Here is a 21,427-nt window from a genome sequence, read left to right as displayed (position 1 = left end):
TTCACCTTCTAACGTAATAAATATGGTTCTAATTTTTTTATGATTTTTTCTAATTTCTCAGCATTTTGTGAGTACATAGCTTTTGCATCTTCATTGTTACAATCTAAAGAAAATGATATAAGGTCTGCTTCACTTTTTTTAATACTAGCATAGAGCATTTCTTTAACTTGTGTTTTAGGTACTTGTATAAGATCATCAAAAAGATCAACATATAAGTCTCCAGAAGAATCTACTTGACCTAAAAAAACATTTTCAAGGCTAACCCCTTTAGTTTCTAATTGAGTTGTAAGCCAATCGTGATTTAATCCAGCATTAGTAAGGCCTTCATTTAATATATTTCCATCTAAAATAACTGTTTGAGGCTCAGTTTTAGGTCCGACTTTTTTTCCTAAATCAAATGGAGTAACAGGTTTTTTATCAGCTTTTAAACTGACATTTATATCTCCAGTTGTCTCCATTAAAGCAAATTCAACATCTGCTAAGTTAAATGCTTTTTTTGAACGCATTTCTTGTAGAAATTCTTGCCCCGTAATTCTTTCTTTAGATAAGTTATCCTCCATAACTTTACCGTTTTTAACTAATACTCTTTCTTTACCATGTATTAGATTATAAATCCATTTACTTTTCATAGAAGCATAATCTAAGATAAGAGGCATTAGAGCCCAAACAGCTAATGCAATTAGTCCAAAGTAAATATTGTCAACTATATTTAAAGAAATTAAAGTAATTATAATAGCAATAACAGCATAAGAAATAAAATCAAATGGAGTAGCCCTAGATAAGGTTTTTTTCTTCATATATTTTGTTATAGTTAATGCTAAAAAAAACAAAATCATTGAATTAAATAATATTATTAACCAAGAACTCATATTCAACCTCATCTAGTTACCCTTATATTGGGGTTCTTCAAACTCCATAAATCCTACTCTTTTTTCTAATTTTGTTTTAATTTCATTAATTTCGTTACATGCCTCATTATAAATAGCTTTAGCTTCTTTATCGCGTTCTTGCAATGAATACATTCTTAAAGTGGACTCAGCACCTCTTAGTGTAGCTAATGTTTGTTTCACCTTTGAAATTGCAGTCATATAAAAGTCTCCTTTATATTTATTAAATTGTTTCTGAACTTACTTTAACCAATAAGATTAACTTTAATTCATTTTTTATACACACTTAAATTATTAAATACAGATTACTAAAATTTAATTATATATGTAAATTTTATAGGGAAAATATTTCATTATAATAAACTGAATATTAAAAGTAGTTATGAACAAAATATACTCGTAACAAAAAATCATAAGGGAGGAATTTTTATGCCAACAGGAACAAAACTTGAAACAGCATTAGCTAGTGCTAAAGGATTAGCTGCAGATATGAAGACATTTTCTTTAGATACAGACAATCAAGAAGCAAAGCAAATGTTTAATCAACTTGCAAGTACAATGGAGAATGTAGAACAAACAATTCAATCAAGACTTGATTTCGTAAAGCAAGAAGAACCTCAATATAATAAATAATGATATAATCCTATATCTATAGAATATAAATTCATTTAGATATAGGATTAAATTTATATATGTTATAATTTCCAGTTAATATATAGTTGTTAAACTATATATTAATTACAGAAATAAACTTTAATATAAAGAATCTATTATAAAAAGCTTAGTATAATATACTTTTTACAATAGATTTAAAGTTTATTTTGCTAATCCATCCCAATGCTTATAAGCTTCATTTAGTTCAATAAGTGAAGCAGACTTATCTCTTGCCATTATGGCACCAGTAAGACGTGCTATACTGGCTTCAAAAGAATTTATCTCATCTCTTTCTGAACTAAATTGAATTCGTTTGACTATTTTTTCCCAAGTATCTGATAAAAGCTTTACTTTATCACTAGCATTTTCCCAATTTTCAGATTCTACATCTTGAACAATTAATTGTATTGATTCGGGAATATTATGGTTTTCTACTAATGATTTTTTTAAGATACCACCACTAAGCATAATTGCTACAAAAAAAATTAATGTTACTATAGGTATGGTTATGACTAAAAATTTTCTCATGAGAACATTCCTCCTTAATATGGTCCTTTATAATCACCAATATCAGTTATTTTTACAGTATGATCATCATATTTATCTATATACAAGGAGCCAGAAGGTGTAAGTGTTGCAAGAAATACTTCTGAAACATCTTTGATTTGATACATTTTTAGTTGATCCATAAGCCATTTTTCAGTTTTATTAAGTTGTTTTAAATTTTGGTGCATAAGTATTCCATCATAAATAAGTTCTGTACTTATACCTGAGGGTGGTTTAATAATATTCATATCTTTAGGTGTCAAAGGTTCATATTGTGGTTTTTTAAGTACTGATAATTGTCCATTTGGTTCAATAATTGCAAAATCCACTTGCGATAAATCAAAAACATCTTTATTTCTTAATAGTGCCATAATATCAGAAACTTTATATTTCATTTTACGCAAAGCATTTTCCATTATTTTACCATTCATAATTATGATTGTAGGTTCTCCATCTATATATTTTGAAGCATATCTCCATTTTAATGTAATAAATTCCATTATATAACCTAGAATAGCCCAGACCAAAAGACCTATAAAATGAGGCCAAGCTCTACTGGATAAGTCTGTTGTAAGGGTTGCAGCAATAGATCCAATTGTTATTCCAAGTACATAATCGAAAAAGCTCAATTGACTTATTTGCTGTTTGCCTAATATTTTAGCAAAAATAAGTAGTGAAAAGAATCCAATAATAGCACGAACCAAAGCTACTAATCCTTCATTCAATTTTTTATACCTCCTAATATAAATAATATACAGTTATTATTTAACTTAAAATAAATTTTATACTATTAAATTAGTTACATTTAGTTATGAATGTTTAAAATACCAGAAGATCATAGTCTAATAAAAATATAATGCAGGGGAAAGGATAATGGATAATAGTGTTAGTAGGAATAAGTAAATCATCAATTTCATAGTATATATTTAGATATTTTAGGTTATAAAATAATAAGTAACATTAAAAATTAATTTAGCTTGTTGTACAAGAGTATATTAAAAAATGATTTATATAAAAATATATGAGGAAGGTGAACTAATGAATAGTATATCTAATAGGAAGTGGAAATTTATATATATAATAATGCTAATGTTAGTAACTATTTCAATTATGATGATTTTTAAAGAAAATAATAAATCAAAATCAAGTTTTGTTGTAAAAAATAGTAGCAATATTATTATCCCCAAGCCTTTAAGTTATGAAGAAGGTGAAGGTAAATTTATACTCACAAAAGATGCTTCAATTTATGTAAAAGGAAACACTGAAGAAGAAACAGAAGAAATTAGTAAAATTGCAGAATTTATAAGAGAAAAATTAAAAAACTCAACAGGGTTTGAATTAAATATTATTAAAGGGAAAGAGGGGAAAAAAGAGATATTTATTTAACTACTATTGGATCAGAAGAAAATCAAGGTGATGAGGGCTATAAAATTATAAGCACTCCTGAAAAAGTTAAAGTTATAGCATATAAGTCAGAAGGTATCTTTAGAGGAGTTCAAACATTAAGACAACTATTGCCACCAAGTATTGAGAAAAATACTGTAGTTAATAATGTAGAATGGAGCATTCCAGTTGTAAAAATAAATGATAAGCCTGAATATAATTATAGAGGATTAATGATTGATGTAGCTAGACACTTTTTTACTGTAGATGAAATTAAACGTCAAATAGATTATTTAGCTCAATATAAAATAAATAGGATTCATTTGCATCTTAGTGATGATCAAGGATCGCGTTTAGAAATAAAAAAATATCCAGATTTGACTACCATAGGTGGAAGTACAGAAGTAGGTGGTGGTCAAGGAGGATATTATACACAAGAGGAGTTTAAAGATTTAGTTAAATATGCATCCAGGCGATATGTAGAAATAATTCCTGAATTTGATATGCCAGGCCATATTAATGCAGCATTAGCCTCTTATGGATTTTTAAATAAAGATGGGAATAAGAAGTCGCTATATACAGGCATAAATGTAGGGTTTAGTTCTCTTATGACTGATGATGAAAAAACATATGAATTTATTGATGATGTGATAAAAGAAGTTTCTGAAATATCACCTTCAAAATACATTCATATAGGAGGGGATGAAGCAAATAGTATTAAAAAATTAGATTATAATTATTTTGTAGGAAGAGTATCTAAAATAGTTGAAAAGTATGGAAAAACTCCAATAGGTTGGGATCCAATTGATATATCTACTAATATAAATTCAAGTGTGATATTGCAAAATTGGAAGGATTCTAATAAAGCAGCTAGAGAAAAAAAGATGAAAATAATTATTTCAATTGCACAAAAAGCTTATTTAGATATGAAATATAATAAAAACACTCCATACGGATTAGAATGGGCTGGTTATATTCCGGTTGAGACTGCATATAAATGGGATCCTACAGATTATGCTCCAAAAGAGTTAGTCTTAGGTATAGAATCACCATTATGGACAGAAACAATTACTGATACAAAAGCTATGGACTATATGATATATCCAAGATTATTAGGTTATTCTGAGATAGGTTGGACACCAAAAGATAGTAGGGATTGGAATGAATATAAGAGTAGATTAAAGAAACATGGTGAAAGACTGAAAAATCAAGGAATAAATTATTATAATGATAGTAGTATATGGGGAGAATAAAAATCGTATATTTTTATAAATTAATGAAAAGCAAAGAATTATTTATATTAGGGTTTTAAAGAAAATCTGAAAAGCTTGCAAGCATATAATAAAATATAGCTGTAAGCTTTTTGGTTTTCATATCATATAAAAACAGCATCAATTTTTGCTCTTAAAATTATTATAATAACATATTATTGAAGTAATAAAAGCAAATAGAATTTTTATAAGAAGATCTGATGCTGTATCTTCAAGACCACCATTTACCATATTTAATTTGAATAAATAATCCCCTAAAAATTCAACCATCTCCCAGAGAGTACCTAAAGTAATTGAAAAATTAAATGCAAATATCATGTTAAATATTATTCAAATAAAAATAAGAATTTAAATATTCAAACTTTTATTTGAATATTAAAAAATGAGGTATAATATAAAAGGTAGTTGATTTTACATAAAATACATTTCAATGAAATATTTTAAATTATTTTTTAAATTTTGAAGCTAAGGAGTTGATATTATGTCATATGAAAATACTATGGTTATGAAAAGTTTATTAGGATCTGTGTTTTCAACTTTTACTGAAGAAGAATTAAAGAAAATAAAGGGAAATAAAAAGAGAAGTATAGCTATTTGTGGAAAAATAAATAAGCCAGGAATAATAGAAGTACCAGAAGGAGCAACCCTTAGGGATATTTTAAATATTTGTGGGGGAATTGTAAATAATAGTGATTTTAAAGCAGTTCAAATAGGTATTCCTTTTGGTGGTTTTATAAATAAAGATAGCCTAGATAAAGTATTTGATTTTGGATTATTTTATGAAAATATTAGTAGAGCAATTGTTATTTTATCTGAGGAAGATTGTATAATACAATATGGAAAATTTTATATAGAATATTTATTAGCTAAAATTAAAAATGGTACTTATAAAAATTATGAAATAGTTAAAGATGAAATAACTAAGATGCTAAAGGTTCTAGATAGAATAAGTAAAGGCGTATCTGATATGCGTGATGTTTATAGCTTAAGAAGTATGGCACAAAATGTAAAAGAAAAAATGAACCAAAAGCATAATATAATAGAAGAAATGGTTGAAAATTTTTATGATGAAATAGAAGAACATATAGAAGAAAAGAAGTGTTATACATTTCAATGTAATCATCTTATAAAATTAACTATCACAAAAAAATGTATTGGGTGTGGAAACTGTAAAAGAGCATGTCCTGTTGATTGCATAGAAGGGGAATTCAAAAGTCAACATAATATAGACTATAATAGATGTACTCATTGTGGAGCTTGCATATCAGCATGTCCTGTTGATGCCATAACAGCAGGAGATAATACAATAAAGTTCCTTAGGGATTTAGCTACACCTAATAAAATTGTAATTACTCAAATGGCTCCTGCTATAAGAGTTGCAATAGGAGAAGCATTTGGGTTTGAACCAGGAGAAAATGTAGAAAAGAAATTAGCTGCAGGCCTTAGAAAACTAGGTGTAGATTATGTATTTGATACTACGTGGGGAGCAGATTTAACTATAATGGAAGAAGCAGCAGAACTTCAAGAAAGACTTGAAAAATATTTAGCAGGAGATAAAAGTGTAAAATTACCAATACTTACATCATGTTGTCCTTCTTGGATCAACTTCATAGAAAAAAATTATGCAGACATGTTGGAAGTACCTTCTTCGGCTAAATCACCAATGGAGATGTTTGCTACTATAGCAAAAGAAATATGGGCAAAAGAAAAAGGACTTTCAAGAGAAGAAGTAACTTCAGTTGCAATTATGCCATGTGTTGCTAAAATATATGAAGCATCAAGAGTTGAATTTTCAGTGGATATGAATTATGATGTGGATTATGTAATTACTACAAGAGAACTTATAAAAATATTTCAAAATTCAGGAATAAATCTAAAAGAAATTGAAGATGAAGAAATAGATAACATTATGGGTGAATACACTGGTGCAGGAATTATCTTTGGTAGAACTGGTGGAGTTATAGAAGCAGCTGTTAGAACTGCAATTGAAAATATGACAGGAAAAAGAATTGATAACATAGAATTTGAAGGTCTTAGAGGATGGGATGGATTTAGAATTTGCGAGATTGAAGTTGACGATCTTAATCTTAGAATAGGGGTTGCACATGGGCTTAAAGAAGCAGCTAAAATGTTAGATAAAATAAGATCAGGTGAAGAATTTTTCCATGCAATTGAAATTATGGCTTGTGTAGGTGGCTGTGTAGGTGGCGGAGGTCAACCGAAGGTGAGAAAAAACAAGCAACAAGTTTTAGAAAAGAGAGCAGAAGGATTAAATGATATAGATAGAAGTAAAGTTCTTAGACGATCAAATGAAAATCCTGAAGTAATTGCTCTATATAAAAAATATTTAGATCACCCATTAAGTCATAAGGCTCATGAATTACTTCATACAAAATATTTTCCAAAAGTTAAGAAAAGATAAGTATTTTATTATATTAAAATATTAATTATTTAATTTGAATTTATAATTTTTAAATTATAAAAGGTAGATTAAAGTAATCTACCTTTTATATATAAAATTTTATATTAGAATCTAAAATCACGTTGTCCTTCATGTAATTCTTCTAAATGTTTAATTACAACCTCTTTAACTTTATCACTTGGAATTCTGTTTATTTCTTCTGAAATAACTTTTTCTCCATTTATTTTAGTTTGCTCAGATGCATAATCTTCTAAGTATTCCTTTAAAGTCATTAAAGCATTTGGTTGACAGCAATTAGCTATTTGTCCAGATTTAACAAGACTCATAAATCTATCACCAGTTCGTCCTTCTCTATAACAAGCAGTACAGAAACTAGGAATATGTCCCATCTCTAGTAACCAATTAACTATTTCATCTAGTGTTCTATTATCATTTACATCGAATTGAGCAGAATTATCTTCTTCTTTTTCTTTTTCAACGTAACCGCCAACACTTGTACAAGATGCACCACTTAGTTGTGAAACACCAACTTTTAATATTTTTTCTCTTGTTTCTTGAGATTCTCTGGTAGAAACAATAAGCCCTGTATAAGGAACTGCTATTCTAAGAATAGCTACTATTTTTTCTAATAATTTATCTGAAATTGCATTAGTAAAGTCTTCAGGATTTATATCATCAGCAGGTCTTATTCTAGGAACACTTATAGTATGAGGTCCAACTCCTTTAGCTGCCTCTAAATGTTCAGCATGCATTAATAGACCTACAAAATCATATCTATAAAGATTTAATCCAAATAAAACACCGCATCCAATATCATCAATTCCACCATCCATAGCTCTATCCATGGCTTCTGTATGATAAGCATAATCATGCTTTGGACCAGTTGGGTGAAGTTTTTCATAAGCTTCTTTATTATAAGTTTCTTGGAATAAAATATATGTTCCAATTCCAGCATCCTTAAGTTTTCTATAGTTTTCAACTGTTGTAGCAGCTATATTAACATTAACTCTTCTTATTGCTCCATTTTTATGTTTTATACTATAAATAGTTTTTATACTTTCAAGAACATATTCTATTGGATTATTAATAGGATCTTCACCTGTTTCTAAAGCAAGTCTTTTATGTCCCATATCTTGAAGAGCAATTACTTCTTTTTTTATTTCTTCTTGAGTTAATTTTTTTCTACTTATATGTTTATTTTGGTGATGATATGGACAATAAATACATCCATTTACACAATAGTTTGATAGATAAAGAGGAGCAAACATAACTATTCTGTTTCCATAAAATTTTTGCTTTATTTCTTTAGCTAAGTTATGAATTTTTTCAATTTCTTCATTCAAATCGCATTCTAGTAGTACTGCAGCTTCCCTATGTGAAAGACCTTTGCATTTTTTTGCTTTCTCTAAAATTTCATTAATTAAGACTTTATTTCTTTTATTTTTTTCTGCAAATTTAAGGGTATCTAAGATCTCTTCGTGATTAATAAATTCGGTTGCTACACTAGATTTTACATTATACATGTCAAACATCTTCTTTCTATATGAATTTTAGCAAGCTGTTCTGACAACAATAAAGTTAAAGGAATTTAATTTATTTTTGAATACATAGTTTTCACGTTTAAACCTTTTATCATACCTAATTTGCCAGATAATGAACTTATAATATCATTACTAGCATCAACTATAATACTTATAATAGCAAGATTTTTTTCCTTATAAGGAAGACCCATTCTACCAATTATATATTTATTATAATCATGCAATATAATATTTACTTTATCAATTACAGTTGTATCGTGAACTATTATGCCTATTAAAGCAATTCTTGTATCCATAATATAACTCATCCCTTCTTCAATTAAGCTATTCCCAAGTTTGTTTTTATAATTTATTAGAGAATAAAAAATCCATACCAAAAAGGCATAGATATATACTTAATTATATATTTGCCTTATCATTTGGGTAAATCCCTCATGTAATTCAGAACATTTTTACATTTACGTACCTTTTCTCTCAGGAGTGTCCTTAAAGTAAGGTTTAAGTTAATTTTACCATAAAGGATTACTTTTATCAAAGAATTGTGTTTACATGATTTGCATATTAAAATTTTAATTTAATTATTTATTAAGGTGAAAAATGCTTAAATTTTATTTAGTGATTTTTAAAGACAATAAAACATTAGAACTAAAGAACTAAGTAGACGAAATAATGAAATATACCAATAATAAAGATAGTATTATTGAACAATTAAAATCAATAAAAGATATGCAAGAATGTATAAATAATATAAATGACTGTATTAACTAAAATTAAGATGTATTTAAGGAAAAAATGAAGTATATATGATAATATAGTTTTATCTTTATATAGATGAGAAATGGAGGGAGTTTTATGGAAAAGCGTCAATATGTTTGCCCAAAATGTGGTTGTAGTAATTATGAAAGTGATCAATTTCAAGCAACAGGTGGGAATTTTGCTAAAATATTTGATATACAAAACAAAAAATTCATTACAATTAGTTGTGCACAATGTGGTTATACAGAATTATATAAAGGCAACACTAAGGGCGGATGGAATATTTTAGATTTTCTTATGAACTAAATAATAAATTTTATGTGATAAAAAATCTAATAATAGTTATGTAGAGAGTCTAATTATATAGACTCTTTTTATGTTTGGGAAATTGGTATATACAAAGTAATAAAATAACATTTATTTAATTTAAAATATAATAAAATTAAATAAATGTTATTTTATTTTTAAAGGAATTAAATTTTTTGCACTGAATTAATTTGTAATATGAACGTTTTCTTGCTAAAATATACTATTGTATGAATAATATAAGATATAATGTAGAAAAAAGAGGAATAAAATGAAGATAGTTAGAAAAATTTTAATTATGATGATAATAGTTACTTTTATGACTATATTATTAAATAGCCTTTTTTCTAATATAACAATGAAGGAATTATTTGATTGTGAAGTTGAAAAAAGTTCAGGAAAAACATCAGCAGCAGTGGAAAGGTTAGAAGAGGAAATAGAACAATTTAGAGATAGTACTATTAATTTATCGCATTGGATAAAAATATTTGAAGATTTTAATAGAGAAGGTTTTAAAGAAGAATTACAAAAAAATAATAAGATTTTTAATAATATTAATTCTAACATTTATTTATTAGATAAAAATTTTGATATTTCAGATATTATAAGAAAGAAGTATGAGTATAATAATAAATCAGAATTTTATGAAATAGTTAATGTAGTAAAAGGTGAGTTAGATAAACAAGAGAACAAAAATGTTTTTTCAGGTATAGTTTCTAATAAAGATGGAAAATACATTGCAATTTGTAAAGAAATTATATATTCTAATTCTTCGTCACAATATTTATTAGTGGTTGAAAATTTAGATAAAAAAGTATATAAAGATTTAAAAGATTTTTTTGGAACAATTTTGATTCATACCTTAAATGATGAAGATTTTAGTGATTATGAATCAATACAAAAACATGGAAGAGTTTGTTATGTAAAGTATACAAAAGATAGTGTTATTAGCTATATTCAATTAGATACATATGGAAAGGGTGAAAAGTTATATCTTTCACTTATAGAGAAACCAAAAGTAGTAAACAGAATAAGACATAATATAAACATTTTATTAATATTAATTGTTATGGTTACAACAATTATGAATATAATTATATATATTTTAATAAAGAAAATTGTTGTCAATAGAATATTAAAACTAAATAATTGGGTTACTGAAATTGTTAAAACATTTAATTTAAATAATAGAATAAATGAAAATATTTTTTGTAAAGATGAAATTTCATCTCTTGCTACAGATTTAAATAATATGCTTGATGTATTGAAAAATTATTCTAATAATATGAAATATATAGCAGAGCATGATCAGTTAACTAATTTATTAAATAGGCGAAGTATAGAAAAAATAGGACAAGAATATATATCAAATAACGAAGAATTTGCACTTGCATTTATTGATTTAGATAATTTTAAAATGATAAATGATTCATTAGGTCATGATGTTGGCGATAGTATACTTTGTACTACAGCAGAATTTTTAAACGAATATATAAATGAAGATGTAGATATTGGACGATTAGGTGGAGACGAGTTTATTATAATTTTAAAAGGAAATAAAAAGAAGGATAGAATAATAGAAATTTGTGAAAATTTATTAGAAAAGATAAATATAGAATATAAATTTAAAAATTTTAAGTTTACAAGTAAAGCAAGTATAGGAATAAGTTTTTTCCCTGAAAATGGAGATGGAATGGTTAACATATTAAAATATGCAGATATTTCTATGTATAATGCTAAAAAAAATGGCGGAAATTCATATTGTATTTTTAATGATTCATTGTTAAATTCATTTAAATTAGAATCAAGTATAAAAAAGGGGTTAGTTAACAATGAATTTGAAGCATATTTTCAACCAATATATCATATTAAAAGTAAAAAAATTATTGGAGCAGAAGCTTTAGCAAGATGGAAATCTAAAAATGGAGTTATTTTACCTGGTAAATTTTTACCAATAGTTAAAAAAACAGGAGATATACTAGAAATAGATAGAATCATGATTAAAGAATCTTGTAAATTGGTTAAAAAATTTATAGATAAGGGTTTAGATGATTTTCAGGTTTCTATAAATGTATCATTAAGCTTATTAAAGCAGGATACATTTTTAGATGAAATATTAGAAAATATTAATAAATATAATATAAAACCTAAAAACTTAAAAATAGAAATAACAGAAGATGAAATAATTAATGATATTTCTTATATGATTGAATTATTAAGTAATATAAGAAATGTAGGTATACATATATCATTAGATGATTTTGGAACAGGATATTCTTCATTTAATTATTTAAAGAGGTTACCTTTAGATGTAATTAAGATTGATAGAAGTTTGATATTAAACTTATCTAATGATGATAAAACAGTTGAAATAATAGAAACTATAATTAAATTAGCACATATTTTAAATTTAAATGTTATCTGTGAAGGAATTGAAACAGAAACACAGTTAGAGTTCTTAAAGAGTTTAAAGTGTGATTGTATACAGGGATATTATATTAGTAAGCCTTTATGTAAAGATGAATTTAGTTTGTTTTATGATGAATTCTTAAACAAATGATAGGCTTAACTAAATTATAAATTGTCAAATTAAGTGTGAGACCGTCATTAAAAACTTTAACAAAAGGCAAAAAATATAAATATTAATAGTATAATATCAGCTTAGCTTATAATATTTTCACTAGGTGTAGCAATAAATATTTAATTTAATAAAATGTTAATAAGGAATTAAATAAAGGAGAGATTTATGAGTTACACTACAAATAGGCAACCTCAAGGTATTTTGAAAAATATTGAAACTTTTTTTAGGGAAGGTATGATAGCTGAAATAGTGGCAATAAACGATTATAGTTATTTTATAAGTTTAACAGATAATAAAGACGTAAAAGATATATTTCATCATATAATGGAAGAAGAAAAAGAGCATTATGGATTATTTTTACAAGCATTACGAAGTGTAGATAAAGAGCAAGCTAAGTTACAGGCAGAAGTTGATGAACATGTAAAGATTTCATCAAAAGATAAGTATAAGGACTATAATAGTAAAGGAACAAAGAATAATTTACTTACTCATATAAGAGAAGCTATAAAAGGTGAATTAGAAGCTATAATATTATATGAATTTTTTATTGATAATTTGGAAAATGAAGGTGCAATAGAGCTTATAAAAGAAATAACAAAAGATGAAAAAGAACATGTTGAAGAATTAACAAAAGCATTAGTTATTTTAGATAAAGATAAATATGATAATATTTAGATTTTTACTTTATGTATATTAATTTGTTGTTTTATAAATATGTATAAAAGAAATAGATGTTTCAAAGTGACAATTTAAAAATATTTTACTATAATATCCTTGAATTGTCACTTGGATTTATAAGATTTAAATTTATTATAAATTTAAATTCATTGTTAAAATTTTATATATTTATAAATTTAGTGTGATTAATAACTTATATAAAGTTTTCAAATTTAGGATTTATTTACAACCTGGTACTACAAATATTGCGATTTAAATTCTTGAAAATATTCTATTTATAAATGTAAGCATATATGATTTAAAATAAATTTGACGTACTATTGTAATATATAGTAAACTGTAAACATATTAAAAAAATAATAAAGACAGTTCGTGTAACCATCCTGTCTATAAACAAAACTAGGGCATAACTACCCTTATAGGTAGTTTCTTTTTGTTTAAGGGCAGTTTTGTCCTTTTTTATTTGCAAAAAATTAACTATTAATCTGTGTTGTAATAAAATATTGAGATATGAGTAGGTAAAGTTGGACAGAATAAAATTATAATATTTTCTAACAATTATCAAGTATGCAAGGAGATTTTAATTATGAAAAAAATAGGATTAACAACAACAGTTCCAGTTGAAGTTCTTATTGCAGCAGGATATACACCTATAGATTTAAATAATCTTTTTATAACATCTAGTGATTATTTAAAATACATAGATATAGCTGAAAGAGACGGTTTCCCAAAAAGTTTATGTGCTTGGATAAAGGGTATTTATGGAGCATGTATAGAAAATGACATTAAAGAGATAGTTGGAGTTATGGAAGGGGATTGTTCTAATACAAAATCTCTCATTGAAGTGCTTCAATTAAAAGGAATTAAGGTTTATCCATTTTCATTTCCTCATAGTCATAAAAGAGAAGATGTAGAAAATGAAATAAGAAAATTTATAGATATATTTAATGTAAGTATTGAAGAAGTTGAAAACTCTAGAAAAAGGCTAAATGAAATTAGAACATTATCAAAAGAAATTGATGAATTAACATATATACATAATAAAGCTACTGGTTTTGAAAATCATTTATATCAAGTAAGTTTAAGTGATTTTAATGGAGATTTAAATACTTTTGAAAAAGATTTAAAAAAGATTATTTACGATATAAAAAAACGAAAGCCAACCGATAAAAAATTAAGATTAGGATATATAGGTGTTCCACCTATGACGGGTGATATATATGAATTTGTTGAAGATTTAAATGCTCATTTTGTATACAATGAAGTGCAAAGAGAATTTGCTTTTCCTAGGGCAGATAAAGCAGCAAGTATATTTGATCAATATTATGATTACACTTATCCTTATAATACTGAATTTAGAATTAAAGAATTAAAAAAACAAATTAAGAATAGAAATTTAGATGGAATAATTCATTACACTCAAGCATTTTGTCACAGAGCAGTTGAGGATATAGTATTAAAAAAACAATTGGATATTCCAATATTAAATATTGAAGGAGATAAATTAAATACATTAGATGCAAGAACAAAGCTAAGATTAGAAGCTTTTCTTGATATGCTATTGGATTTAAAGGAGATTAAAAGATGAAAGTACTAGGAATAGATCTTGGAAGTAGAGAAGTTAAAATTGTCTTGATGGAAGATAATAAAATAGTAGAAAAGAAAAAAATAAGTACTATGAGTTTTTATAGAGATTATTGTAACTTTGATGGAAAAGTAGTAGTTGATTTAGGAAAACTTAATATAGGAAAAATAGATAGAGCTGTTTCAACAGGTTATGGAAAGAATAATACTGATTTAAAACTGTTTACTCCTATAAATGAATTAAAAGCCCATATTTATGGGGGGATTTATCAAACAAAATTGAAAGATTTCATTCTTTTAGATATAGGTGGTCAAGATGTTAAAGTAGTAAAAGTGGAGAAGGGCATTATTGGAGATTTAGAACTTAATGAAAAATGTGCTGCTTCGTGTGGAAGATACCTAGAAAATATGGCAAATGTACTTGAAATATCTATTGATGAAATGAGTAAATATTCAGAAAATCCTGTTGATTTAAATTCAACTTGTGCAGTATTTTCTGAATCAGAATTAATTGGAAAAATTGCAGAAGGCATAAGTATAGATAGATTATGTGCAGGAGTTAATTATTCTCTTTACAAAAGATTACGCCCTCTTTTAAGTAAATTTAGAGGAGAAAAATTAATATTAACTGGTGGTGTTGCAAATAATACTTCAATAAAAAAATATCTAAAAAATGATTATGAAGAAGTAATAGAAGTAAAAGAGCCACAGTTTAATGGAGCAATTGGATGTTGCTATTATGGAAGTAAGGTTCTATTGATTAATCTTTAGTAAGAATTCTAAAAAGCAAATTTTAAGGTCATTTCGTCCTTATACTATAATATCAACATTGAGTTAAAACATAGATTTGTAAAAATATTCAATAGATTAAAAACAGAGCTTTGGAGGAAACAATTATGTATATTTTAAAAGCAGAACATAGTTTTGACAGTGCCCATTTTCTTGCAGGTTATGAAGGAAAATGTGGAAATATTCATGGACATAGGTGGAGAGTAGAGATTGAAATACAGGGAGACACTTTAGTAAAAGGTGGTCAACTTGATGGCATGGTTATAGATTTTGGAGATTTGAAAAAAGATGTTAAAGAAATGGTAGATCATTATGATCATGCACTTATCATAGAAGAAAAAACTATGAGAGAAGAAACCTTAGGCTGTATAAAACAAGATGGATTTAAGGTGATAGAAGTTAACTTCAGGCCAACAGCTGAAAATTTTGCAGCATTTTTCTTTAAAACAATGAAAAATAAAGGATATAACGTAAAGAGAGCTATAGTTTATGAGACTCCTACTAATAGTGCTGTATATGAAGAAAGTGAGAGATGTTAAAGTGAATTTTAAAGTGGTGGAAAAATTTATAAGCATTAATGGAGAAGGACCCCTTTGTGGACAATTAGCAGTCTTTATAAGATTTGCAGGGTGTAATTTAGATTGTAGCTATTGTGATACAACTTGGGCAAATGAAAAAAATGTTTCTTATGAATGGATGGCTTCTAAGGATATATATGAATATATTAAATCAACAAAAGTTAGAAATATAACTTTAACTGGAGGAGAGCCCCTTCTTCAAAATGGAATAATAGAACTATTAGAATTATTATCAAAGGATAAAAAGATTCATGTTGAAATAGAAACTAATGGAAGCGTATTGATAAACAAGTTTTTAACTATAGAAAATCCACCGAGTTTTACTATGGATTATAAACTTCCTTCAAGTAATATGGAAGATAAAATGGAATTAGAGAATTTTAAATATTTAACTGAGAAGGACACAGTAAAATTTGTATCAGGCAGTATTGAGGACTTAAAAAAAGCAAAATATATAATAGACAAATATAATCTTATAGACAAAACTAGTGTATATATTAGTCCTGTATTTGGAAAAATTAATATGAATGATATAGTAGAATTTATGAAAGAAAACAATATGAATAAAGTCAATTTACAAATACAGCTTCATAAGGTTATATGGGAACCAAGCAAGAGAGGTGTATAAAATGGATATTGATGTAAAAGCAATTGAAGAACATATAAAAGGAATTTTAGTAGCTTTAGGAGATGATCCAAATAGAGAAGGATTAAAGGATACTCCTAAACGTGTAGCGAAAATGTATGAAGAAATTTTTAAAGGTATGTGTTACAGTAATGATGAAATTGCAAATATGTTTAACACTACTTTTGAAGATGATTTGTTATTAAAAGAAAATAATAATGATATAGTTTTTATGAAAGACATAGAGATATTTAGCCATTGTGAACATCATTTAGCGCTTATGTATAACATGAAAGTTGCAATAGCTTATATTCCAGATAAGAAAGTTATTGGATTAAGTAAAATAGCAAGAATAGCTGATATGGTAGGACGTAGATTGCAGCTTCAAGAAAGAATAGGAACGGATATAGCTGAAATATTACAAAAAGTAACTGAATCAGAAGATGTTGCAGTTATTATACAAGGTGAACATGGTTGTATGACTACTAGAGGAATACAAAAACCAGGTGCTAAGACAATATCAACTACTTTAAGAGGAAGATTTAATAGTGATCCAATGTTAAATAGCAAATTAATGATGCTTTATAGTCAATAATAATATATTTAAGTAAATGGTGAGATTGAAGTATAAAGTAGATTTCCATGTTAGCTAAACATTATATCACAATGTCAACAATATTTTAGAATATGTTTAATAATAAAAATAATTGTAGTTAAGATTTAACTACATAATTAAAGGATGGTGTACTGATAAATGAATAAAGAAAAAGCAATAGTAGTATTTAGTGGCGGTCAAGATAGTACAACTTGTTTATTTTGGGCAAAAAAGAGATTCAAAGAAGTTATAGCAGTTTCTTTTAATTATAATCAAAAACATAAATTAGAATTAGAATGTGCAAAAAATATATGTAAAAAATATAATGTAGAGCATCATATTTTAGATTTAAATTTATTAAATCAATTAGCCCCTAATTCATTAACTAGACAAGATATAAATGTTGATAAAGATGCACCTAAGGAAGGTGTTCCTAATTCATTTGTAGATGGCAGAAATATGTTATTTTTAACTTTTGTTGCAGTATTTGCAAAGCAAAGAGAAATAAATACTATTATAACTGGAGTATCTCAAAGCGATTTTAGTGGATATCCAGATTGCAGAGATGTATTTATAAAATCTTTAAATGTTACATTGAATTTAGCTATGGATTATCAATTTGAAATTCTTACTCCATTAATGTGGATTGATAAAGCTGAAACTTGGAAAATGGCTGATGATTTAGGAGTTCTTAATATAGTAAAAGAAGAAACTTTAACTTGCTATAATGGAATAATAGGTAATGGTTGTGGAGAATGTCCAGCATGTAAGTTAAGAAAAAATGGATATCTAGAATTTAAAAGATAACAAGTTTTTTAAATGTACCTAAATTTTTATCTTATGGATTAAATGTGATAATCATATTATGTTTAATAATAAAATTGTTATATAAGAAAAGTAAATAGAAATGTGTAATAATAATTTATTTATATAATATTTTACTAATTTTTAAATTTAAATTGTTCCTAATTTTATAGTTTTAAATATATTAATTATAGATGAAAAAATATTTAAGGAGCAGATATGTCTATATATTTGGATGTAAAAACTATTAGAGAACTTGTAGGAGATAATTATAGAGAAGAAAGAGAATTTACATTAGGGGAATTAGCTGAGTATGATGGAACTAATGGAAAACCTGCATATGTAGCAATAGAAGGAATAGTTTATGATTTAAGTGGAAAAGAAGTTTGGGCTAATGGAACACATTTTGGGCTTGTAGCAGGTAAAGATTTAACAGAAGAATTTAAGTCATGTCATGGAATGCCTAAATTTTTAAGTACATTACCTAAAGTGGGAGTACTTAAAGCAAATAAAAAAATAAATACTTTAACTATGATTAGAGGTGAGGTAGAAGATAAATCTAACTTTACTCCAGATGATTGGGTTAGATATATTACACCATTAGTTAATCGTGCATTGGCAGAGGCTAAGGCAGGAATTAATCCAGAACATTTATATCAGGAATTTATTTTATCAGGTGTACTTGTAGGATTAGGGAAATCCCCTCAAGAAGCTATTGAGCAGGTTGAAGAATGGGAAAAGACAGGAGTATCAAAGTTATTGGCCATGAGTAAACTTAACCGATTTTATTAGTAAGATTAGTTAAAATTAAATAGACGAAATATAATTTATATTTTCAAAGTTCCGAATGAATATTTTAGAAGTAATTATTAATATGTAGAAAATATTCTAGTAGGAACTTTAATTTTACTTTAGTTTAAATAATTTATAACGATTATTAATTATGTGATAATTTTTATAATTATTAATTTTAATGAATATAAGTATTATAAATATTTTTGTGTTAAAATATTTATAATAAATTAATTTACATATTTAAGTAGGGGAGAGTTATATGTTTAAAAATGACTTTAAAAATGATGCATTAAAAAGCGTTTATAATGTTATTCCTTATATTGATATTTTTTTTGATAATGATATAGAAATAATGTTAACTGATAGAGAAAAGGTATTATATTATCAAGGTAGTAAAGAAATAGATTGTAAAATAAAAGAAGGCTCAGAAGCAGGAAAATTTGTGAAAGAAGCGATGAATAGGGGAAAAATTGAAATAAAGGTCATTCCAGAAGATTTTATGGGAGTAGCTTTTAAATCATACATGATTCCAATAAAAGAAAATAATGTTGTCGTTGGTTCTATAGCTATTGGAAAAAGTCTTTCTAAGAAAAATGCTGTAACAGGTATAACTAGTGAGTTAATATCTATAGTATCAAAGTTATCAGAAGGGATAACGAGTATTTCTTCTGATATTAGTTATTTAACTAATATGAATAATGAAATACTCCAAGAAACTAATAATGCTAATAAAATGGCTAATAATACAGACGAAATAGTAAGTTTTATAAAAGGAGTTTCTTCTCAAACTAATCTTTTAGGGTTAAATGCATCTATTGAAGCAGCAAGAGCAGGGGAATATGGTAAGGGCTTTAATGTTGTTGCACAAGAAATTAGAAAATTATCACATTCATCTAATGAATCTATAGGTAAAATTGAAGCTGTTATAAAAAATATTTCATGTGCAATAGAAAAAATTAATAATAAAGTGGAAAATACAGATAGTATGTCAAATAAGCAATTAGAAGAGATAAAAGAAATAGTATCACTAATTGATAAATTAAATAATACTTCTGTTTTACTTGAAAATTTAGCCGATAAATTATAAAATAAAAAGCTAAAAAATTTAAGAATAATTGCTGGTATTTATAATTAAGAATAGACTTTTGTTTTTAAACTTAAAAATAGTAATAGTAGTTTTTTAAAAAATAATACAATTAAAAATAAAGAATAAATATTTAGCTCTTGAACAAAATAATAATGTAAATATTATAATAAAAATTTATTTTCTATTCGCGTGGTTTAAAACCACCGTCTTTAGACGGTATCAGCTTTTAGCCTTTTAAGAAATTATAAATGTGACCATACTAATTAAAAAGGATGTGATTAGTATGGAGGAATATAATAAAAGAAGTCATACGGTATATGATATAAAATATCATGTAATATGGGTAACAAAATATAGATATAAAGTATTAAATAAGCATATATCATCTAGATTAAGAGAATTAATAAGACAAGGCTGTGAAGCAAGGCAAATTACAATTGTTAGAGGAAGTATTGGAAAAGATCATGTGCATATGCTTTTGGGATGTTCTCCGAGCATCGCTCCCAGTAAAATTGTGCAATATTTGAAAGGTAGATCATCAAGATTAATACAAGATGAATTTCCAGAATTAAAAAAGAGATACTGGGGGCAGCATTTATGGGCACGAGGATACTTTTGTGCAACAGTTGGAAGTGTTACAGAAGAAACAATAAAAAGATATATAGAAAGTCAAGAACTTAATAATAACGAAAATATATTTAAGATAGAAGAATGAGTTTTAGTCAATGCTCTTTAGGTTGCTTTAGCTAATGTCCTTTCAGAAGGATTAATCCTTAAAGAGCATTGACTTTCAGTCTAAGGTATTTATACCTTAAATCCACCTACTTTAGTAGGTGAGTAGTTTAATTTAGGAGCGATAAATATTATGAGTGAAAAACAGGATTGTTCTTGTGCAAGTCAGCAAGAAAAAGAAAAGAAAGCTAATAACTCTGGAATTAAACATAATAAAAAGATACATAAAAAAGATTAACATTAATAGTATATGGAGTAAATGAACTATTACAAAAATCATTTATTTAATAATTTATGTAAGAAGTATTCTTAAAATTAATTATATTTAAGAATACTTTTTATTTTTAAATTAATAATAATCAGCATATAATAAATCTAAATATTAATAATACTCATCTATATTATATAGTTTTTTACTACTTTAATAGTAAAATCTTTCTTTGAACAATGGTCTTTATTTGGAAAAACAAAGTAATAAGTAGGAGTTTGAATGTTATGATATTTACACATTCCATAACAACATCCGGTATAAAGCTTTTTTACTTTAAAAGATATTAGATCTTGTCCTTCAAAAATTAGCACTCCTACAGCTAAAGTTTTATTATATAAAACATTTTTTAAATGTACTCTTACTAGTAACAGTTTTCCAGTGTCATCTAATGATGTCTTTATCTTTTCATTTAAAGAATCACAACATTTAGGAAATACAATATGCTTTACATTATTTGAAATATCACATTCCTTTGTTTGCACTAGTATTCACCTCCATATAATACTATATTTTATGTAGTAAATAGTCTCTTGTTACAAGTA

At 26.1% G+C, this 21,427-nt stretch carries 22 protein-coding genes and 1 pseudogene; 15 read left to right on the top strand and 8 right to left on the bottom strand.

What is annotated here, in order from left to right; genetic code table 11:
- Positions 1 to 8: 8 nt before the first annotated feature.
- On the bottom strand, positions 9 to 869 hold the full coding sequence (locus BGI42_RS08240; protein WP_069679862.1) for a DUF421 domain-containing protein: 861 nt from the start codon (positions 867 to 869) through the stop codon (positions 9 to 11).
- Between the two features lie 12 nt (positions 870 to 881).
- On the bottom strand, positions 882 to 1,088 hold the full coding sequence (locus tag BGI42_RS08235; protein WP_069679861.1) for a DUF1657 domain-containing protein: 207 nt from the start codon (positions 1,086 to 1,088) through the stop codon (positions 882 to 884).
- 228 nt (positions 1,089 to 1,316) lie between these two features.
- On the opposite strand from BGI42_RS08235, the gene BGI42_RS08230 reads away from it, so the two are divergent.
- Positions 1,317 to 1,520, top strand: a complete 204-nt coding sequence (locus BGI42_RS08230) for a DUF1657 domain-containing protein (RefSeq protein WP_069679860.1) — start codon at positions 1,317 to 1,319, stop codon at positions 1,518 to 1,520.
- Between the two features lie 183 nt (positions 1,521 to 1,703).
- Here BGI42_RS08230 and BGI42_RS08225 read toward each other — a convergent pair whose 3' ends face one another.
- Together BGI42_RS08225 and BGI42_RS08220 are read right to left on the bottom strand one after the other, a co-directional pair.
- On the bottom strand, positions 1,704 to 2,069 hold the full coding sequence (locus BGI42_RS08225) for a DUF4363 family protein (protein WP_069679859.1): 366 nt from the start codon (positions 2,067 to 2,069) through the stop codon (positions 1,704 to 1,706).
- A gap of 14 nt (positions 2,070 to 2,083) precedes the next feature.
- Positions 2,084 to 2,812 (bottom strand): DUF421 domain-containing protein, encoded by a 729-nt coding sequence (locus BGI42_RS08220; RefSeq protein ID WP_069679858.1) that lies wholly within the window; start codon positions 2,810 to 2,812, stop codon positions 2,084 to 2,086.
- 313 nt (positions 2,813 to 3,125) lie between these two features.
- On the opposite strand from BGI42_RS08220, the pseudogene BGI42_RS08215 reads away from it, so the two are divergent.
- Positions 3,126 to 4,723: pseudogene (locus BGI42_RS08215) on the top strand (beta-N-acetylhexosaminidase).
- Between the two features lie 138 nt (positions 4,724 to 4,861).
- Here the strand turns inward: BGI42_RS08215 and BGI42_RS08210 are convergent.
- The gene (locus BGI42_RS08210) at positions 4,862 to 5,059 is read right to left on the bottom strand and encodes a DUF2238 domain-containing protein (protein ID WP_192875367.1); all 198 of its coding nucleotides are present in this window, start codon (positions 5,057 to 5,059) and stop codon (positions 4,862 to 4,864) included.
- A gap of 163 nt (positions 5,060 to 5,222) precedes the next feature.
- Here BGI42_RS08210 and BGI42_RS08205 point away from each other — a divergent pair, with 163 nt between their 5' ends.
- Positions 5,223 to 7,163: a [FeFe] hydrogenase, group A gene (locus BGI42_RS08205; protein WP_069679857.1), complete on the top strand. Its 1,941-nt coding sequence runs from the start codon at positions 5,223 to 5,225 to the stop codon at positions 7,161 to 7,163.
- 104 nt (positions 7,164 to 7,267) lie between these two features.
- Here the strand turns inward: BGI42_RS08205 and hydG are convergent, their stop codons facing one another.
- Both hydG and BGI42_RS08195 read right to left on the bottom strand, forming a co-directional pair.
- Positions 7,268 to 8,686: a [FeFe] hydrogenase H-cluster radical SAM maturase HydG gene (gene hydG, locus BGI42_RS08200; RefSeq protein WP_069679856.1), complete on the bottom strand. Its 1,419-nt coding sequence runs from the start codon at positions 8,684 to 8,686 to the stop codon at positions 7,268 to 7,270.
- A gap of 65 nt (positions 8,687 to 8,751) precedes the next feature.
- Positions 8,752 to 9,000, bottom strand: coding sequence for a TM1266 family iron-only hydrogenase system putative regulator (locus BGI42_RS08195; RefSeq protein ID WP_069679855.1), 249 nt, complete (start codon positions 8,998 to 9,000; stop codon positions 8,752 to 8,754).
- A 556-nt stretch (positions 9,001 to 9,556) separates the two neighbouring features.
- Here BGI42_RS08195 and BGI42_RS08190 point away from each other — a divergent pair.
- The 12 genes from BGI42_RS08190 to tnpA all read left to right on the top strand — a co-directional run bounded on the left by BGI42_RS08190 (position 9,557) and on the right by tnpA (position 20,597).
- The gene (locus BGI42_RS08190) at positions 9,557 to 9,766 is read left to right on the top strand and encodes a zinc ribbon domain-containing protein (RefSeq protein WP_069679854.1); all 210 of its coding nucleotides are present in this window, start codon (positions 9,557 to 9,559) and stop codon (positions 9,764 to 9,766) included.
- Between the two features lie 271 nt (positions 9,767 to 10,037).
- Entirely contained in the window at positions 10,038 to 12,326 is a 2,289-nt protein-coding gene (locus BGI42_RS08185; RefSeq protein WP_069679853.1) for a putative bifunctional diguanylate cyclase/phosphodiesterase, read from the top strand.
- Positions 12,327 to 12,512: 186 nt separating this feature from the next.
- On the top strand, positions 12,513 to 13,022 hold the full coding sequence (locus BGI42_RS08180) for a ferritin family protein (RefSeq protein WP_069679852.1): 510 nt from the start codon (positions 12,513 to 12,515) through the stop codon (positions 13,020 to 13,022).
- 589 nt (positions 13,023 to 13,611) lie between these two features.
- Entirely contained in the window at positions 13,612 to 14,613 is a 1,002-nt protein-coding gene (locus BGI42_RS08175) for a 2-hydroxyacyl-CoA dehydratase family protein (RefSeq protein ID WP_069679851.1), read from the top strand.
- Entirely contained in the window at positions 14,610 to 15,380 is a 771-nt protein-coding gene (locus BGI42_RS08170; protein ID WP_069679850.1) for an acyl-CoA dehydratase activase, read from the top strand. Before BGI42_RS08175 ends, BGI42_RS08170 begins: the two co-directional genes overlap by 4 nt.
- Positions 15,381 to 15,505: 125 nt before the next feature.
- A complete protein-coding gene (gene queD / locus BGI42_RS08165) occupies positions 15,506 to 15,937 on the top strand; it encodes a 6-carboxytetrahydropterin synthase QueD (protein ID WP_069679849.1) in 432 nt (143 codons plus the stop codon).
- A 1-nt stretch (position 15,938) separates the two neighbouring features.
- Positions 15,939 to 16,604, top strand: coding sequence for a putative 7-carboxy-7-deazaguanine synthase QueE (gene queE, locus BGI42_RS08160; protein WP_069679848.1), 666 nt, complete (start codon positions 15,939 to 15,941; stop codon positions 16,602 to 16,604).
- A gap of 1 nt (position 16,605) precedes the next feature.
- A complete protein-coding gene (gene folE, locus BGI42_RS08155) occupies positions 16,606 to 17,196 on the top strand; it encodes a GTP cyclohydrolase I FolE (protein ID WP_069679847.1) in 591 nt (196 codons plus the stop codon).
- Positions 17,197 to 17,355: 159 nt separating this feature from the next.
- Positions 17,356 to 18,003 (top strand): 7-cyano-7-deazaguanine synthase QueC, encoded by a 648-nt coding sequence (queC, locus tag BGI42_RS08150; protein WP_069679846.1) that lies wholly within the window; start codon positions 17,356 to 17,358, stop codon positions 18,001 to 18,003.
- Between the two features lie 216 nt (positions 18,004 to 18,219).
- Positions 18,220 to 18,792 carry a cytochrome b5 domain-containing protein gene (locus BGI42_RS08145; protein ID WP_069679845.1) on the top strand — a complete coding sequence of 191 codons (573 nt, stop codon included), beginning with the start codon at positions 18,220 to 18,222 and terminating at the stop codon, positions 18,790 to 18,792.
- A 262-nt stretch (positions 18,793 to 19,054) separates the two neighbouring features.
- On the top strand, positions 19,055 to 19,882 hold the full coding sequence (locus tag BGI42_RS08140) for a methyl-accepting chemotaxis protein (protein WP_069679844.1): 828 nt from the start codon (positions 19,055 to 19,057) through the stop codon (positions 19,880 to 19,882).
- Positions 19,883 to 20,165: 283 nt separating this feature from the next.
- Positions 20,166 to 20,597, top strand: a complete 432-nt coding sequence (gene tnpA, locus BGI42_RS08135) for an IS200/IS605 family transposase (protein WP_069679164.1) — start codon at positions 20,166 to 20,168, stop codon at positions 20,595 to 20,597.
- 413 nt (positions 20,598 to 21,010) lie between these two features.
- Here tnpA and BGI42_RS08130 read toward each other — a convergent pair whose 3' ends face one another.
- On the bottom strand, positions 21,011 to 21,367 hold the full coding sequence (locus BGI42_RS08130) for a hypothetical protein (RefSeq protein ID WP_069679843.1): 357 nt from the start codon (positions 21,365 to 21,367) through the stop codon (positions 21,011 to 21,013).
- Positions 21,368 to 21,427: the final 60 nt, after the last annotated feature.

Origin of the sequence: Clostridium taeniosporum (assembly GCF_001735765.2) — a bacterium.
Classification (GTDB): domain Bacteria; phylum Bacillota; class Clostridia; order Clostridiales; family Clostridiaceae; genus Clostridium; species Clostridium taeniosporum.
The sequence above is the reverse complement of the archived record's forward strand: the minus strand, read 5'-3'. Positions and strand labels throughout refer to the sequence as shown.